14 protein-coding genes are annotated in these 16,703 nt (G+C 55.4%); 8 read left to right on the top strand and 6 right to left on the bottom strand.

All coding sequences use genetic code 11. The features are described from left to right. The first annotated feature begins 143 nt into the window (after positions 1-143). On the top strand, positions 144-971 hold the full coding sequence (locus ABU190_RS04860) for a helix-turn-helix domain-containing protein (protein ID WP_354690575.1): 828 nt from the start codon (positions 144-146) through the stop codon (positions 969-971). An 86-nt stretch (positions 972-1,057) separates the two neighbouring features. Here the strand turns inward: ABU190_RS04860 and ABU190_RS04855 are convergent, their stop codons facing one another. Beyond that, a complete protein-coding gene (locus ABU190_RS04855) occupies positions 1,058-1,630 on the bottom strand; it encodes a flavin reductase family protein (RefSeq protein WP_039079068.1) in 573 nt (190 codons plus the stop codon). Positions 1,631-1,824: 194 nt separating this feature from the next. On the opposite strand from ABU190_RS04855, the gene ABU190_RS04850 reads away from it, so the two are divergent. Beyond that, complete coding sequence (locus ABU190_RS04850; protein WP_354690574.1) at positions 1,825-2,919, top strand: malate/lactate/ureidoglycolate dehydrogenase; 1,095 nt, start codon at positions 1,825-1,827, stop codon at positions 2,917-2,919. 36 nt (positions 2,920-2,955) lie between these two features. Here ABU190_RS04850 and ABU190_RS04845 read toward each other — a convergent pair whose 3' ends face one another. Beyond that, on the bottom strand, positions 2,956-4,755 hold the full coding sequence (locus ABU190_RS04845) for a sensor domain-containing diguanylate cyclase (protein WP_354690573.1): 1,800 nt from the start codon (positions 4,753-4,755) through the stop codon (positions 2,956-2,958). A gap of 243 nt (positions 4,756-4,998) precedes the next feature. Between ABU190_RS04845 and ABU190_RS04840 the strand changes: the two genes are divergently transcribed. The 4 genes from ABU190_RS04840 to ABU190_RS04825 all read left to right on the top strand — a co-directional run bounded on the left by ABU190_RS04840 (position 4,999) and on the right by ABU190_RS04825 (position 9,275). Further along, positions 4,999-5,700, top strand: coding sequence for an ABC transporter ATP-binding protein (locus ABU190_RS04840; RefSeq protein ID WP_354690572.1), 702 nt, complete (start codon positions 4,999-5,001; stop codon positions 5,698-5,700). After that, positions 5,697-6,659, top strand: coding sequence for an ABC transporter substrate-binding protein (locus ABU190_RS04835; protein WP_354690571.1), 963 nt, complete (start codon positions 5,697-5,699; stop codon positions 6,657-6,659). Before ABU190_RS04840 ends, ABU190_RS04835 begins: the two co-directional genes overlap by 4 nt. Positions 6,660-6,701: 42 nt before the next feature. Further along, positions 6,702-8,357, top strand: a complete 1,656-nt coding sequence (locus tag ABU190_RS04830; RefSeq protein WP_354690570.1) for an iron ABC transporter permease — start codon at positions 6,702-6,704, stop codon at positions 8,355-8,357. A 75-nt stretch (positions 8,358-8,432) separates the two neighbouring features. Continuing rightward, positions 8,433-9,275, top strand: coding sequence for an arylamine N-acetyltransferase (locus tag ABU190_RS04825; RefSeq protein ID WP_354690569.1), 843 nt, complete (start codon positions 8,433-8,435; stop codon positions 9,273-9,275). Here the strand turns inward: ABU190_RS04825 and ABU190_RS04820 are convergent. Next, positions 9,257-9,847 (bottom strand): TetR family transcriptional regulator, encoded by a 591-nt coding sequence (locus tag ABU190_RS04820; RefSeq protein ID WP_354690568.1) that lies wholly within the window; start codon positions 9,845-9,847, stop codon positions 9,257-9,259. The two genes, ABU190_RS04825 and ABU190_RS04820, sit on opposite strands and share 19 nt — an antisense overlap. 112 nt (positions 9,848-9,959) lie before the next feature. Between ABU190_RS04820 and ABU190_RS04815 the strand changes: the two genes are divergently transcribed. Continuing rightward, positions 9,960-11,462 carry an MFS transporter gene (locus ABU190_RS04815; protein WP_354690567.1) on the top strand — a complete coding sequence of 501 codons (1,503 nt, stop codon included), beginning with the start codon at positions 9,960-9,962 and terminating at the stop codon, positions 11,460-11,462. Here the strand turns inward: ABU190_RS04815 and ABU190_RS04810 are convergent. The 3 genes from ABU190_RS04810 to yddG all read right to left on the bottom strand — a co-directional run bounded on the left by ABU190_RS04810 (position 11,446) and on the right by yddG (position 13,315). Beyond that, positions 11,446-11,922: an RES family NAD+ phosphorylase gene (locus ABU190_RS04810; protein WP_039079059.1), complete on the bottom strand. Its 477-nt coding sequence runs from the start codon at positions 11,920-11,922 to the stop codon at positions 11,446-11,448. The genes ABU190_RS04815 and ABU190_RS04810 overlap by 17 nt on opposite strands. Next, positions 11,922-12,368 (bottom strand): antitoxin Xre/MbcA/ParS toxin-binding domain-containing protein, encoded by a 447-nt coding sequence (locus tag ABU190_RS04805; RefSeq protein WP_271850435.1) that lies wholly within the window; start codon positions 12,366-12,368, stop codon positions 11,922-11,924. Before ABU190_RS04805 ends, ABU190_RS04810 begins: the two co-directional genes overlap by 1 nt. Before the next feature lie 65 nt (positions 12,369-12,433). Continuing rightward, positions 12,434-13,315, bottom strand: coding sequence for an aromatic amino acid DMT transporter YddG (gene yddG, locus ABU190_RS04800; RefSeq protein WP_354690566.1), 882 nt, complete (start codon positions 13,313-13,315; stop codon positions 12,434-12,436). A 332-nt stretch (positions 13,316-13,647) separates the two neighbouring features. On the opposite strand from yddG, the gene fdnG reads away from it, so the two are divergent. Then, complete coding sequence (gene fdnG, locus ABU190_RS04795) at positions 13,648-16,695, top strand: formate dehydrogenase-N subunit alpha (RefSeq protein ID WP_354690565.1); 3,048 nt, start codon at positions 13,648-13,650, stop codon at positions 16,693-16,695. The last annotated feature ends 8 nt before the right edge of the window (positions 16,696-16,703 follow it).

Below are 16,703 nucleotides of genomic sequence, written 5' to 3'. Positions count from 1 at the left end.
CCCGGAATGCCAAAGTAGATGTGACAATGGCAATGACAGTGTGGTGATATCGCCTGCGATCACAATTTATTAAACAGGGCTCGTTGTCCCTCCGGCTTTGCATTATTGTGCAGGAAGAGCGTTCCTCATTTTCGGTATCCTGAATGAATAAACTGACAGTTGAGTATTATTTTCCGACGGTAACAACCAAACTTGCGCGTTATTCCAGCGATCCGGAAGACAATGGCTGTGAGCATTGTCATGAGTTCGATGAGTTGGTTATTGTGGAAGAGGGGCATGGTTTGCACGTTATTAATGGCAAGCCTATGTATATTCAGCAAGGAGATGTATTTTTCGTACGCGGCCCTGATTTTCATTTTTACGATGAGCTGGGTACGCTTAAGTTGATTAATATCCTGATTAACCCTATGGTTAATTTCCGTTATTTAACAGATATAACCCCATTATTACTTTCGCTTTCCGGTCAGGAGGCGGCCCGTTATGGCTGGTTAGCCCCCGATACGCGCGCCCAGTGTAAGCGCATTATCGAGAAAATATTCGCATCTGCTATGCAGTCTGAGGATAAATGCGCGCTGCGCGAATCCTGTTTTTTTCAACTGCTCACTACCATTTTGCATGCGCAATCGGAGGCGGAATACAGCAACACCAAATATAAGCTGCATAAGCTGTTGCATTACCTTCAGGAAAACTGTTTTCAGGAACATGACTGGTCGCTACTGCCCGAGCAGTTTCACCTGACCAGTCGTACAGCATTTCGTCATATCAAAGAGGCTACAGGCTTAACGCCCGACAGCTATATTAAGCGCCTGCGTTTGGTTTCTGCGCGGGTTAAATTGCGTGAGACTGACGCGACCATTACCGATATTGCCTATCTGTGCGGCTTTGCTAACAGCAACCATTTCACCACGTTGTATAAAAAAGTGTTCGGTATTACGCCGAGTGAAGAGCGACGCCGGATTTCTCACATCTGATGGTGAAGGGCTGCTCGCCGTTAAGAAGATCTTAGGGCGGGGGGATTGTCCCCGGTGGCGCTGCGCTTACCGGGGCGAGTTTCAGGTTAACCCGGAACTTTTATCGACTTGCCGCTGGTGACGAAATTGCCGCCGCCCAGATGGTGGATGGTGTTCAACTGGTCATCATCAAACTGCCAGTGGCCGTTGCTAAAGGCGCGTTCATCCGCAGCGGCGGAGACCACCTCACCAAACAAGGTGTCATACTTTTCCATTGCGGCAGTAGGCGGCAACAGGCGGCATTCCATCCACGCCAGACACTTTTCCTCTACGACCGGCAGCCCCAGTACCGGGCCAGCGATGGCCGGAATACCGTAACAGTTGAATTTATCCTCTTCGCGACCGCTAATGCTGCCCACCGCCCAGGTCCAGCGGGTGGCCGCCACGCCCGGCACCACAATGCCGAACATACCGCTGCGTTCAATCAGTTCACGCGACCAGGCGCTTTTGTCCACCACGATCGCGATGCGGGCGGGAGAAAATTCAACGGGCATTGACCAGGCCGCCGCCATAACATTGCGACGGTCGATACTCTCATCACGACTGGTAATCAGTATGGTCGGGCCGTGATTCAGCAAGCGGCTGGCGTGATCCAGTGCCACCGGACGGAAAAAACTCATAAGCCACTCCTTCGTTCTGTCGTGCAGGAATTAAAGCACAGATGCCAGGTACTGACACCGTGCATTGCATGTTTATCCCGCACAGAAACAATCTTCAGGCCATTATTCTCTGTGCCCGTACAGTTATTGACCTCAGGCAAGCTCACATGCAGCATGGAAATGCAGACAACAACATAATAAATGGAGAAATATCAATGGATACAGGGCTTCGTCTTCATCCCCAGCGCTTACACCATTTTATCGAGAAAATCCTGCACTATGCGGGCAGCGAACCACAGGAAGCTCGCCTGGTTGCGGACCATTTGCTGGCGGCAAACCTTGCCGGACACGATTCTCATGGCGTAGGGATGATCCCGAGCTATGTTCGCTCCCTTGAACAGGGCTACCTGCAACTTAACCGCCATGCCAGCGTGGTGAAAGATATGGGCGCGGTGGTCACCCTGAACGGCAATCAGGCTTTTGGTCAGGTCGCCGCGCATGAGGCTATCTCACTGGGCATTGAAAAGGCCCGACAGCATGGCCTTGCCGCCGTTGCGCTTCACAATTCCCATCATATCGGACGTATTGGTTACTGGGCCGAACAGTGTGCCGCAGCCGGTTTTATCTCCATCCATTTTGTCAACGTCGTCGGCGATCCGATGGTGGCCCCGTTTGGTGGAAAAGACAGTCGGTTCGGGACAAATCCTTTTTGCGTGGTTTTCCCCCGGGAAGGACAATCGCCCCTGTTGCTGGACTACGCAACCAGCGCCATTGCATTTGGAAAAACGCGCGTGGCTTACCACAAAGGCGAGCCGGTGCCTGATGGTTGTCTTATTGACGCGCAGGGGCTTGCCACTAACGACCCGGCGGTTATGCATCGTTCGCCGCTGGGGTCACTGGTGACATTTGCGCAACATAAAGGCTATGCGCTGGCGGCACTGTGCGAAATTATGGGGGGAGCCTTATCCGGCGGACAGACCACCCATCAGGGCTCTTTGCAGGCCAGCGTCGATGCTATTTTCAACTGTATGACCACCATTATTTTAAACCCGGACATGTTTGCCGCGCCGGATATGCAGCAACAAACGCAGGCTTTTGTTGAATGGGTGAAACAGTCGCCGCATAGCAATGACGAGCCGATTCTGGTGCCAGGCGAGTGGGAAGAGAACAACCGCCGTCTGCGTAAGGCGCAGGGGATTCCGTTGGACCCGGGGAGCTGGCAGGGGATTTGTGCGGCGGCAGTGCGCGCCGGGATGCCGCAGGAAGAGGCCGACCGCTTGCAGGCAGACTGTGAAGAAGTGACACTGTAACGAAATGGCTGCGCGCACTACCGCGCAGCCATCATATCAGGAGGAAAGTTGTGTCTGAGGTGCGTTGGCATTGCGGGCGACCACAATCTGGCCGCGCCCCTGTTCTTTAGCCATATAAAGCGCAAGGTCCGCTGCCCGGATCAGATTTGCCGCCCGCGCATGCTGCGGCCAGGTAGCCAGACCGATAGAGATCGAAACCTGCCCGATATCATGCGACTCATAAAATATGCGATGGTCCAGTACGCTTTGCAGTAACCGTTCAGCCAGTTTTTTGGCATCGGTCTCGCTGGTATCCGGCAAAATAATCAGAAACTCCTCGCCACCGTAGCGGAAGGCAATCCCGTTATCGCCCACCGTATCCTGTAACAACCGGGCAATGTCGCGCAGCACTTTGTCACCCGCTTCGTGTCCGTGGCTATCATTAAGCTTTTTAAAGTAGTCGATATCGATCATCAGGCAACTCAGCGAGGTTCCGTTTGCCATCGACTGATCAACCAGGCTGCGAAGGGTCTCATCCAGATTATGGCGATTACGCAACCCGGTCAGCGAATCATGGGTCGCTTTTTCTGTCAGGGTATCGCGCAATATCTGGTTTGCCAGCGCAAGCGCGATGGTCTCTGCCATCAGTTCCAGATAGGCGTAGGTCGGCTCTTTCTGCTGCTCATTATCGAAGGTGAGCAGGCCGATAATCTTGTTTTGCGCGATTAACGGAACACAAATGGCCCGTGCGGCCACCTCCGGCACAAGATGTTCGCAGGGCATATCTACCGAATCGTGCGACGGACAGTGCAGTTGTCCACGTTTTAATGCCCAACAGGCATCGGGGGTAAAGGGGGCATCCTCGCCGGGCGGCAGGAGCCAGCGGGCCGCGCATTTCATGCGGTTTGTCCGCGAATCCAGAATGTAGAGTCGCCCCCCCATGTCGGGGATGATTTTCGGCGCGAAACGGCCAACGACCCTGACAATGCCCGCATGGGAATCACAGCCCTGTAGACGTTGCGTCATCCTCGCCAGCAGTGTGCGCGAAGCCCACTCGGCATCACGTTCTTGTTCCAGGCGCTGTCGGGCAAGACCGTTCTCACGAAAAATATGGATGGCTTGCGCCATATCGCCAATTTCATCTACCTGCGCCAGTACCGGTGTTTCCACCGCATAATCCTGTGTCGCCAGTCGGTTCACCACGTCGCTCAGCGTGACCACCGGGCGCAAGATGCGGTGTTTGATAATAAACCCAAGCACAAACAAGAAAAGCAGGGCGGTAACCGCCACCATCACCTCAGACACCGTGCGTAGCCGTTGCGATAGCGCCGTCGCCTCGGCAATGACGCTCGCAGTGCGTTGATCCGCCAGGCTACGAAAATGGGCAAAACGGTATTCGGCCTGAGCAAGCTGGTCTTCATACTGCTGACCAAAGATGATATTCATGCCTTCATTAACATTGCCCGCTTCCACAGCGGCTATGGCAGCACGCTGCTCATCTTCAAGTTGATCAAAGACCTTAAGGCCATCCCGGAGGATCAGTATTTCTGCTGACGTTGCGCCGTTATCGTGTAAACCCAGCAGATGGTTTTCGAACTGGACATCGGTCTCCAGCATTTGTCGCCAGGCCTTGATGTTCTCCGGCTGCCGCTTCACCACTGCCTCACGCGCAAGGTCACTCAACGCATAAGCTTCTCGTTCCAGGTCATCGGTCAGCGTATCGAAAAGGCGAATCTGGGCGACGGCTTCCCGTTCGGCCCGGTCTGCACCGGATGCGCTGAACAGCGCAAAGCCGGAAGAGAGTGTCAGAACAACGGTTGCGATGTATGCAAAATTTGTGATCGTTGCGATACGCACGTAATCACCTTTTTATATTAGGGAAAATCAGGAGAGATCTTCTAAGGGTTTACTATTCCTCTATATAAATCAAGACGCAACATTACCGTAATTTATACGTCACATTTCCTGCCTATAGTCAGCCGCATCAAATCCCAAAGAGGATAACAATATGTATGCTCCCCTGACGTTCGTGCAGGTGGACGCGGCCCGTTGGATGAAGACCACGGGTATCAGACGCTTTCTCATTGTGGGAGAGCGCTAATGGACGCGTTCACAGAAATCCGCCTGGAAGGTGTGTCGTATGCCTTTGGCAACAACACCGTTCTCGATCAGATCGATCTCCTTATTCCCGCAGGCACTATCGTGGCTTTGCTCGGCCCCTCAGGCTGCGGCAAAAGTACGCTGTTGCGTTTACTTGCCGGATTAACACAACCTGCTGACGGCACCATTACCTTCGGTTCGCGTCTGGTGGCGAAGGCCGGATGGGCGTTGCCGCCGGAGTCCCGTGATATTGGCATGGTTTTTCAGGACTATGCGCTGTGGCCGCATATGACGGTGGAAGAGAATATCGCTTTCCCGTTAAAGATGCGTAATGTCCCGCGCGCTGAACGTGAAAACCGTGTCCTGCAAGCGCTGGCGCGCGTTGGCCTTAGCGAGTTTGCTAAGCGCAAACCCTGCGGGCTCTCGGGTGGCCAGCAGCAGCGAGTGGCGCTGGCACGGGCCATTGTCGCCGAGCCGCGCGTGTTGTTGTTTGATGAACCCCTTTCCAATCTCGACAGTGAGCTGCGCGAATCTTTGTGCCGTGAGATGGCCTCTCTGCTTCGCCAGCTCGGCATCACCGCCGTTTATGTCACCCACGATCGCCGTGAAGCCGAGATCCTCGCTGACCGTATTGTTCATTTGTCTGCCGGTCGTGTAGACGGCATTCGTTCTATTACAACAACCTCAGGGGAAATTGCATGAAAATGTCTTTGAAACAAGGAGTTGCTTTAGCCATGGTGTTATCGTCCGCTATGATGTCCAGCGCTCATGCGCTCACCGTTTATACCGCCGGTCCGGGTTCGCTGGCGAAAGGCCTTGCCAGCGGATTTGAGAAAAAAACCGGGGTGAAAGTGGATATCTTCCAGGCCACAACCGGCAAAGTCATGGCGCGCCTTGAAGCTGAGCAGGCCAACCCGCAGGCGGACATTCTGATTTCCGCCTCCTGGGACACCGCAGAAGATCTGCATAACCGTGGCTGGTTGCTGCCTTACCAAAGCGCCAACGCCGAAAAGGTGCCTGAAATGCTCAAAAGTACGGATTATGTCGCCCAGGGCGTTTCCGCGCTGGGTATCGTCTGGAATACCAAAAGCGGTACGCCAGAGCCGAAAGAGTGGAAAGATCTGACGGCGGCTGCGTTTAAAGACAAAGTCACTACCCCGGATCCGGCCCTGTCTGGCGCATCGCTGGACCTGCTGATCGGTCTGCAAAACGGCATGGGCGAAAACGCCTGGACACTGTTTGATGAACTCAAGAAAAACGGCATGGTGGTTAGCGGTCCGAACGCCCAGGCGGTCACGCCGGTGATGCAAGGTGCAAAAGCGGCGGTGTTTGGCGCGGTTGACTATGTTACCTATGGCAACATTGAACAGGGTGAATCTCTGAAAGTCATCTTCCCGGCCAGTGGTACCGTGATTGCGCCACGTCCCATGATGATCCTCAAATCCACCCAACATGAAGCTGACGCCAAAGCGTTTGTGGACTATGTGCTGTCGCCGGAAGGACAGAAACTGGTGGCCGATGCCTGGCTGATGCCAGCGCGTACCGATGTGCAGGCCAAACGTCCTCTCTTTAACGAGTTGAAAATTCTGCCGACCAAAAACGATGGCACCAGCGAGCGCGGCGCCGTGCTCAAGCGCTTCAACACACTTTTCGCTCAGTAATCATCATCTGACGGGGGCAACCCCGTCTTCTGGATACTCGCCGTGAACCAACGATTAATCTCACTTGTGACCGTGGCCGTGCTGATGGTTCTGGTCGCGTTGCCGTTGCTGTTTATTGTTCTGCAGGCCGTTTTCCCGCAGTTTAGCGCTGGCTCCTTGCAGGGCGCGTTTTCCGGGTTACGCCCGCTGTTTTCTGAACCTCAACTCCCGGCAATGTTTGCCGGAACGCTGCAAATTGCCGCAGGCGTTGCGCTGCTGAGCGCCTGTATTGGCCTGCCGCTGGGGGTGGCGCGTGGACTGTTCGATTTACCCTGTCCACGGATGTGGGATCTGCTGTTTCTGATCCCGTTTCTGACGCCGCCCTATATTGCGGCGCTCTCCTGGATGCTGGTTTTGCAAACCAATGGCTATCTTGCCCAGTTATTGGGGTTTGATCTCAATGCATTGCTATTCAGCAAAAGCGGGATCGTGCTGGTCATGACGCTCAATATTTTTCCGGTCGTTTACTTCGCGGTATCCCGTAGCCTGCTTGCCAGCGGGCAGCGTCTGGCGCTGGTTGCCCGCGTACATGGCGCAACGCCCTGGCGTGCCTTTTGGCATGTCACGCTGCCTATGCTATCGCCTTCGCTGGCGGCAGGCATGCTGCTGGCCTTCACCCTGGCGATTGAAGAGTATGGCGTACCAGCCGCGTTGGGCACCCGTTCCGGCGTGGTGATGCTGACCGTTGGTATTGAAAAAAAACTGGCCGACTGGCCCATCGACTTGCCGGGCGCGTCCATGCTGTCGCTGATTCTGATCGTGATTGCGCTCAGCGCCTGGTGGTTACAGGGCAAGTTGACCGGTGGAAAGGACGTGACCAGCGTGACGGGTAAACCCACGGAAAATATGGGGGCGAAACTGGGTATCGCAACCTTGCCGGTGGTAGGAGCGATGGCATTTGTCGGCTTTCTGGCGGTGCTGGTGCCGGGGCTGTCCATGGCGATCACCGGCGTGATGTCGACCCTGTCGGGCGGCTTATCACTGGCAAACGCCACGACTGCCCATTATGCCGCGCTGTTTGCTCAGCAGGGCGATGCCTTAACAGCCCTGGGGACCAGTTTGTCACTGGCTTTTGCGTCGGCATTGATCACCGGTTTTGTCGGGCTGCTTGCCGCCTGGCTTGTGGTGGTGCAGCGCATCAAAGGGCGCAGTGTTATAGACGCCCTGTCGCTGATGCCCGCCGCGCTACCGGGTATTGTGGTCGGGGTGGGGCTGATTCTCTTGTGGAACCGCACGTTCTGGCCCGTCTCGCCGTACAATACCTGGGCTATTTTGCTGCTCTCGTACTGTTGTCTGTTGCTGCCCTGGCCGGTGCGCTATGTCGGGAGTGCGCTGCGTCAATTAGGCGGGAATCTGGAGCCAGCCGCCCGTGTTCATGGCGCCAGCCCCCTGCAGGCATTGCGTTTTATTGTCCTGCCACTGGTCTTTCCGGCGATGCTGGCGGCGATGCTGATGGTTTTTGCTATCGCGTCGCGTGAACTGGTGACATCGCTGTTGCTGGCCCCGGCAGGAACGCAAACGGTGGCGGTCTTTATCTGGCGGCAGTTTGAACAGGGATCGGTTGGGCAAGGCATGGCGATGGCGACGCTGACGCTCATTACCGGGCTCGCATTGATGCTGACCGCGCTGGCGATTATGCAGCGGAGCACACAACGATAAATCCACGGCACAAAATCCCCTGTGCCCTGAAAAAAATGAGATATAACAGAAGGACATCTATTGCAGGAGCTTCTTATGACCTCGTTTTTGGACGACTATTTTGCCCGTATTGGCTATACCGCTGTCCCCGCTGTAAATCTGGAAACATTGCGTACATTGCATCTGCAGCATAACAGCAGCATTCCGTTTGAAAATATTGAGGTCGTTCTGCCTCGGGAAATCGAACTGAGCGATGAGGCCATCTTTAATAAACTGGTGATCGCCCGTCGTGGCGGCTACTGCTTTGAGCAAAATGGCCTGTTTGAGCGCGTATTGCGCGAAATCGGCTTTGAGGTGCGCAGCCTGCTGGGGCGCGTGGTGCTGGCAAATCCGCCGCAGATGCCGCCGCGCACGCACCGTGTCGTGCTGGTGACGTTAGGGGACGAGCAGTGGATTGCGGATGTCGGCTTTGGCGGGCTCACGCTCACTGCACCTGTACGCCTCAAGGCGGATATTGAGCAGGAGACGCCGCATGGTCTGTACCGTCTGCAACAGGCCGGGCCGGACTGGATTTTGCAGTTTCGCCACCACGATCGCTGGCAGTCTATTTACCAATTTGAGATGGGCCAGCAGTATCAGGCCGATTTTGTGATGGGGAATTTCCACTCGGCGCACTGGCCGCAATCGCACTTTCGCCACCATTTGCTGATGTGCCTGCATCAGCCGGACGGCGGGAAATTGACGCTGACTAACTATCACTTCACCCACTGGCTCGACGGGCATGCGGTGGAGGAGAAGACCTTACCGGATACCCAGGCGTTGTATGACATCATGCAGCAACGATTCGGCCTGGGTACGGATGATCCGCATTATGGGTTCAGCGTTGAAGCGCTCGACACCGTGATGTCGCGTTTCGATCTTCACGGGGAAGGGGCGTAAAACAGCTCGCGATGAATCATGGCATCCAGGTGTCGATCAAACGCCGCATCGTCGACATCTGGCATGCCAAGCACATAGATGCCGTCAAGCCCGCAGACCAGGGCAATTAAGCGCCAGGCGATGTTTTCCGTCGAATCATGGCGGATAAACTCACCCGCTTTCACGCCCGCATCAATAATATCGACCACCTTTTCATGCCACATTTCCATCGTCAGCACATAAGCGCCTTTTAACTCGTGCTCTTTGCTTGCCAGCAGTTGGGCTTCCCGCCACAGACGGATATAGGGATCGAAGCCATCTTCATTGCTGCCAAGCATGGCGTGCAACCGTTCGCGCCAGCTTGCGGATTCGGGTAACAGATCCACGTCCAGCAGTTCGCCCATCACCCGCACAAACGCCTGCGCTTTTAGCTCTGCGCCCGAGCTGAAATGGTGATGCACCTGCCCCGTGGCGACACCGGCTTCGTTGGCTATCCTGCGCACGGTCATCCCGGCAAATCCGTCACTTAACGCAACGCGCATCGCCGCCTGCAGGATCAATTCCCGGCGCTCATCCCGACTCAAATAGCCCATATATCCCCCTAAACGTTAAGGAAACGGAGTCTAACAAAAAGCTGGACAGTTGTTCAACTTTCCGTAGGATCGCCATTCTGGACGCGTGTCCAACATAAGTTAAGAGGAAATTATGGTTCGTCAGTGGTTAACATTGGTCATTATTGTGCTGGTTTATATTCCGGTCGCTATTGATGCCACCGTCTTGCACGTGGCATCACCGACATTGAGTGCAGAGCTGGCAGCCAGCGGTAATGAGTTACTGTGGATCATCGATATCTATTCTCTGGTGATGGCGGGCATGGTGTTGCCCATGGGGGCGCTGGGAGACCGCATCGGTTTTAAACGCTTGCTGCTGACGGGCAGCGGCCTTTTCGGGCTGGCCTCTTTTCTGGCGGCCATGTCTGCCAGCGCCGAACAGTTGATTGCCTCGCGGACCATTCTCGCCATCGGCGCGGCGATGATTGTTCCGGCGACACTTGCCGGTATTCGCAATACATTTTCGAAAACAGAACATCGCAATATGGCGCTTGGCGTCTGGGCTGCTGTGGGCTCCGGCGGTGCAGCGTTTGGCCCGTTGATTGGCGGCTGGTTGCTGTCTCATTTCAACTGGGGCGCCGTGTTTCTGGTCAATGTGCCGATCGTGATGGTGGTGATGGCGTTGACCGCGCGTTATGTACCTCGCCAGCCGGGGCGGCGTCAGCAACCCCTCAATCTCAGCCAGGCGGTGATGCTGATTGCGGCCATTCTCATGCTGGTATGGAGCGCCAAAACGGCGCTCAAAGGTAGCGTTGCCGCCTGGGGTGTGATCGCGGTGTTCTTCGTGGGGGCGACACTGCTAGCCGGATTTGTGCATCAGCAACTGGCGGCGCCTGTCCCGATGATCGATCTGCGCCTGTTCACGCATCGCATCATTCTGAGTGGGGTGTTAATGGCCGTGACAGCCATGGTTGCCCTGGTCGGTTTTGAGCTGCTGATGGCGCAGGAGTTACAGTTTGTTCACGGCTTTACGCCGTTTGCAGCCGGACTGTTTATGCTGCCGGTGATGCTGGCAAGCGGGTTCAGTGGTCCGATAGCCGGTATGCTGGTCTCCCGCCTCGGCTTACGTCAGGTGGCATCCGGCGGCATGGCGCTGAGTGCCTTTAGCTTTTTGGGGCTGTCGGTAACCGACTTTTCCACCCAGCAAACTCAGGCCTGGATCCTGATGGCGCTGCTGGGGTTTAGCGCGGCCAGTGCGTTACTTTCTTCGACAGCGGCCATCATGGCGGCAGCCCCGAAAGAGAAAGCGGCCGCCGCAGGGGCTATTGAAACCATGGCATACGAACTGGGGGCAGGGCTTGGCATCGCGCTGTTTGGCTTGATCCTGACCCGCAGCTTCTCGTCTTCAATTACGCTACCCGCGGGGTTAAATGACAGGCAGGCAGCGCTGGCGTCGTCATCAATGGGTGAGGCATTCCAGTTGGCGCAAGAGGTCTCATCCCCCCTGGCGGAGGGAATCATGCATGCGGCCAGAAGCGCGTTCGTCTCGTCGCATAGCGTGGCATTAAGTACCGCCGGCATAATGCTGATGCTACTGGCGGTCGGCGTGTGGCTGAGCCTTAAAGGTGTCGACAGACAGGCTAGCAAGGACGGCTAAGACGAGGATCCAGCATAAAGGGTTCGGACTTTACGCTTTTGAGGACTTTCGCCGCCTGTGGGTGTTCGGGGTTAAACAGCGCGTTCCATTCACCGGTGATGGTACTGGGGACGCGCAGTACCAGCCCGTTTTGCTTCGATGCCAGCCATTCATCGCCGATGTGTTGCGTGGAAACAGGGGGCGGGTCAGCTTTCCAGTCTTCGGGCAGGGCGGTCAAATCCAGCGTCGCGATAAGATTACGCGGTACATCGAGGGTTAAGAAACAGTAGCCCTGGGCGATATCTTCAATCTCAAGATGTACCAGTGTTTCCAGCACGCAGAGGGCTTTTGATTCACCCAGGTAGACGCATTCATGCCCCGGTGAATTCCAGCGTCCGCCAAAGGTTCGGGCGCCGTAGCCGTCGAAGGCGGTCAGCGCATAGCGTTCTTTGACCAGACGCCAGAAGGTGACAGTTTCCATTAGCCGATCACACCATGCTCAAGACGACCAATCAATGTCAGTACCGCTTCCGCACCGGCGGGTGTCGAGAGAAGCTCTGCGGGTTTTTTACCGCCAAGGCCTTTCGCGGGTTTATTGAGCCAGGCGGCCATACGCTCACTGTCACCTTCAAATAACTCACGAGCGGCGCTGATCACTCGTGCCAACGTGTAGACGCGCGCGCTCTGTTCTGGTGAAAAGCGTTTTTCCGCGCTGTTAAGCCTGCGGCTATAGGTATTACGATCAATGCCAGCCATTCGGCACAGCGTAATTTCATCAAGAGAGACGGCGCCAGCGATATCACGCAACACACCTGCACTCAGACCAGCATTGATGCTGTCATGAGCGGCAATCGCCGTGGCGGGCAGCCCCAGGATGCTGAGCAGGTCGTGCGGGATCGCGCGTACGCCCGGTGTATAGAGTTGCATTTTTCTGCTCCGTCTGTTCATTTGATATTAATTTTAGTTCAAATGAACAGGGGGTGCAATGATCACTACTGACGCCGTGTCGCCCACCAACAAAGCAGGGATCCGCCGCACACCATAAACGCGCCCTGCCAGAAGGAAAACGAGAGCGGGGCGCTCAACACGGCGGCTGCCAGCGCCGAGGAGAGTACCGGTGTGAAGTACGACGCGGCAGCGAGGACGGCAACGTGCCCGTGTAAAATGCCGGTATTCCAGGCCGCGTAGCCGAAGCCCAGCGCGACGGCGGTCATTGCCAGTTTCATCACCACTGGAAGTGTAAATTGCATGGTGGGTTGATCGGTCAGGGCAAATTTTATCCATAAGGTTGCCGCCGTCAGCAAAATAAAGAGCGTAATGCCATTCGACCCTTTGGCATATTTACTGGTGACGGTACAGTAAGCTGCCCAGATAAACGCACCGGCAAAAGCAAGAGAATAACTTAACGGGCTTGAGAGAATATTTTGTGTAATATCGTGAAGATTCAATCCCTGTTCGCCGCCCAATACCCAGCTCACCCCCATGACAGCCAGAATGAGTCCCGGAATGACCCACAGCGTAGCTTTTTGTCCATTAAACAGGATCGCAAATAATATGGTTAAGCTCGGCCATAAATAGTTAACCATGCCGACTTCTATCGCCTGCTGGCGTGTTGCGGCAAACCCCAGTGACAGGGCGAGGCAGAGTTCATAGCTGACAAATAAAACGCTGCCCACCAGTAAATAGCCGCGAGGGAAACGGCGAATATCGGGAAAACCGACCGTGAGAATAAGTAAAATGCCGCTCAGGGTATAAATCATCGCCGCACCGCCGACCGGGCCTAAGCCTTCGCTGACTGCGCGAATCAGACCCACCATCGTACTCCACAACACGATGGCTAACAGCCCGGTCAGCGTGGCTCTCTTCTTATTCATGTAACTTTATTCCCTTAAAAAACAGCAAAGAGGGAATTTATAGCACTTTACTCAGCATGCCTACTAATAAATCACGATGCAATATCACCCCTTTAGGGGTAAATAAATTCGCCAGAAAAGACTATTAAGAAGTTGCTGCGTTGCAATATTGATTTGCCGCAAATTACGCAGGGATATAGCTGTTAGTTTTCCTCGCCAGTACACCCGTCATATTTCAAGTTGCTGATGCGTTGGCTGTGTTCGCTTTTCGTAAACACCCGGGAATTCGTTCTCTTGCCGCCTTTGCGCAACTCGAATTATTCAGGGTCTCTCTTCATATAACGAGGAACACAATGGACGTCAGCCGCAGGCAGTTTTTTAAAATCTGTGCGGGTGGTATGGCCGGAACAACCGTTGCTGCGTTGGGATTTGCCCCCAAAGCGGCACTGGCGCAGGCGCGAAATTATAAGCTCCTGCGTGCGAAAGAGGTTCGAAATACCTGCACATACTGCTCCGTAGGTTGCGGGCTATTAATGTATAGCCTGGGGGATGGGGCGAAAAACGCCCGTGAATCGATTTACCACATTGAAGGTGACCCGGATCATCCGGTCAGCCGCGGCGCGCTGTGCCCTAAAGGGGCGGGCCTGCTCGATTATGTTCACAGTGATAACCGACTGCGCTACCCGGAATATCGCGCACCAGGGTCTGACAAATGGCAGCGCATCTCCTGGCATGACGCCTTCGAACGTATTGCCAGACTGATGAAAGACGATCGTGACGCCAACTTCGTAGAGAAGAATGCGCAAGGTGTAACGGTCAATCGCTGGCTCTCCACCGGGATGCTATGCGCCTCGGCGGCCAGCAACGAAACCGGCATGCTGACGCAAAAATTTGTGCGCTCTCTCGGCATGCTGGCGGTAGACAACCAGGCGCGCGTCTGACACGGACCAACGGTAGCAAGTCTTGCTCCAACATTTGGTCGCGGTGCGATGACCAACCACTGGGTTGATATCAAAAACGCGAACGTCGTGATGGTGATGGGCGGTAACGCCGCTGAGGCACATCCGGTGGGATTCCGCTGGGCGATGGAAGCAAAAAACACTAACGATGCGACGCTGATTGTCGTCGACCCGCGCTTTACGCGAACGGCGTCGGTGGCCGACATCTATGCGCCAATCCGTTCCGGTACCGACATCACCTTCCTGTCGGGCGTACTGCTGTACCTGATCGAAAAGAACAAAATCAATGCCGGGTACGTTAAACACTACACCAACGCCAGTCTGCTGGTGCGGGACGATTTTGCCTTTGATGACGGTTTGTTCAGCGGCTATGACGCGCAAAAACGCCAGTACGATAAATCCTCGTGGCACTATCAGTTCGATGAAAACGGCTATGCCAGACGGGATGAAACGCTGACCCATCCGCGCTGCGTGTGGAACCTGCTAAAAACGCACGTTTCCCGCTATACGCCGGAGGTGGTGGAAAATATCTGCGGTACGCCAAAAGAAGACTTCCTGAAAGTCTGCGAAGTGCTGGCCTCCACCAGCGTGGCAGACCGTACCACCACCTTCCTGTATGCACTGGGCTGGACACAGCACACCGTGGGCGCGCAGAACATCCGCACCATGGCGATGATCCAGCTTCTGCTCGGCAATATGGGCATGGCTGGCGGCGGCGTCAACGCGCTGCGCGGTCACTCCAATATTCAGGGCTTAACAGACTTAGGGTTGCTGTCGACCAGTCTGCCGGGCTATCTGACGCTGCCGTCAGAAAAACAGGCAGATCTGCAAACTTATCTCACGGCAAATACACCGAAAGCCATGCTGCCCGATCAGGTGAACTACTGGGGTAACTATCCGAAGTTCTTCGTCAGTCTGATGAAATCCTTCTATGGCGATGCGGCGCAGAAGGAGAACAACTGGGGCTTTGACTGGCTGCCGAAGTGGGACCAGGCCTATGACGTTATCAAGTATTTCAACATGATGAATAAAGGCAATGTCACAGGCTACCTCTGTCAGGGCTTTAACCCGGTGGCGTCTTTCCCGGACAAAAACAAGGTGGTTCGCAGCCTGAGCAAGCTGAAATTCATGGTAGTTATCGATCCGCTGGTCACGGAAACCTCAAATTTCTGGCAGAACCACGGCGAAATGAATGATGTGGATCCGACGGCCATCCAGACCGAAGTTTTCCGTCTGCCATCGACCTGTTTTGCCGAAGAGGAGGGTTCAATTGCCAACTCCGGGCGCTGGCTGCAATGGCACTGGAAGGGGCAGGATGCGCCGGGTGAAGCGCGCAATGACGGTGAAATTCTGGCCGGGATTTACCATCGCCTGCGCGAGATGTATCGAACCGAAGGCGGCAAAGGTGTTGAGCCGCTGCTGAAAATGCGCTGGGCGTATAAGCAGCCTGAAAGCCCCGAGCCTGAGGAAATAGCAAAAGAGAACAACGGCATTGCGCTGGCGGATCTCTACGACCCGACGGGGGCGTTGATTGCGAAGAAAGGAGAGTTACTGAGCGGTTTTGCGCTGTTGCGAGACGACGGAACCACCGCGTCTTCCTGCTGGATTTATACCGGTAGCTGGACCGGGCAAGGCAATCAGATGGCTAACCGCGATAACGCTGACCCGTCAGGGCTTGGCAATACGCTGGGCTGGTCCTGGGCGTGGCCAATGAACCGCCGCGTGTTATACAACCGCGCTTCGGCGGATATCAACGGTCAACCCTGGGATCCGAAACGCATGCTGATCCAGTGGAACGGCAGTAAATGGGCGGGTAACGATATCCCAGACTTCAACACCGCACCGCCGGGCAGCGCGACCAATCCGTTCATCATGCAGCCGGAAGGGCTGGGACGCCTGTTTGCGCTTGATAAGCTGGCAGAAGGGCCGTTCCCGGAACACTACGAGCCGATGGAAACGCCGCTCGGCACGAACCCGTTGCACCCGAACGTGATCTCCAGTCCGGTCGTCCGTCTGTACGAAGACGATGCCGCCCGTCTTGGCAAGAAAGACAGGTTTCCGTATGTCGGCACCACTTACCGTCTGACGGAGCATTTCCACACATGGACCAAACATGCGCGCCTGAACGCTATCGCGCAGCCGGAACAGTTTGTCGAGATAAGCGAAGGGCTGGCGAAAGCCAAAGGCATTGCCAACGGCGACCGCGTGAAGGTCAGCAGCAAGCGTGGCTTTATTCGCGCAGTGGCGGTGGTTACGCGTCGTCTGCGCACGCTGCACGTTAACGGCCAGCAGGTGGAAACCATTGGCATTCCGCTGCACTGGGGATTTGAAGGGGTGGCGCAGAAAGGCTACATCGCCAATACCCTGACACCCAACGTCGGCGATGCGAACTCGCAAACGCCGGAGTACAAGGCGTTTCTGGTCAACATCGAGAAAGCGTAAGGAGCGAC

Origin of the sequence: Phytobacter sp. RSE-02 (assembly GCF_040578655.1) — a bacterium.
GTDB classification, from domain to species: domain Bacteria; phylum Pseudomonadota; class Gammaproteobacteria; order Enterobacterales; family Enterobacteriaceae; genus Phytobacter; species Phytobacter diazotrophicus.
This window is presented reverse-complemented; position numbering and strand designations above follow the sequence as displayed.

Bases quoted from the DNA above. Each gene is read 5' to 3' on its own strand.
- ABU190_RS04825 (WP_354690569.1), top strand. From the start codon at position 8,433: ATGACCTCGTTTTTGGACGACTATTTTGCCCGTATTGGCTATACCGCT.
- ABU190_RS04850 (WP_354690574.1), top strand. From the start codon at position 1,825: ATGGATACAGGGCTTCGTCTTCATCCCCAGCGCTTACACCATTTTATC.
- ABU190_RS04805 (WP_271850435.1), bottom strand. From the start codon at position 12,368: ATGCAACTCTATACACCGGGCGTACGCGCGATCCCGCACGACCTGCTC.
- ABU190_RS04840 (WP_354690572.1), top strand. From the start codon at position 4,999: ATGGACGCGTTCACAGAAATCCGCCTGGAAGGTGTGTCGTATGCCTTT.
- ABU190_RS04860 (WP_354690575.1), top strand. From the start codon at position 144: ATGAATAAACTGACAGTTGAGTATTATTTTCCGACGGTAACAACCAAA.
- ABU190_RS04815 (WP_354690567.1), top strand. From the start codon at position 9,960: ATGGTTCGTCAGTGGTTAACATTGGTCATTATTGTGCTGGTTTATATT.
- ABU190_RS04855 (WP_039079068.1), bottom strand. From the start codon at position 1,630: ATGAGTTTTTTCCGTCCGGTGGCACTGGATCACGCCAGCCGCTTGCTG.
- ABU190_RS04820 (WP_354690568.1), bottom strand. From the start codon at position 9,847: ATGGGCTATTTGAGTCGGGATGAGCGCCGGGAATTGATCCTGCAGGCG.
- yddG (WP_354690566.1), bottom strand. From the start codon at position 13,315: ATGAATAAGAAGAGAGCCACGCTGACCGGGCTGTTAGCCATCGTGTTG.
- ABU190_RS04835 (WP_354690571.1), top strand. From the start codon at position 5,697: ATGAAAATGTCTTTGAAACAAGGAGTTGCTTTAGCCATGGTGTTATCG.
- ABU190_RS04810 (WP_039079059.1), bottom strand. From the start codon at position 11,922: ATGGAAACTGTCACCTTCTGGCGTCTGGTCAAAGAACGCTATGCGCTG.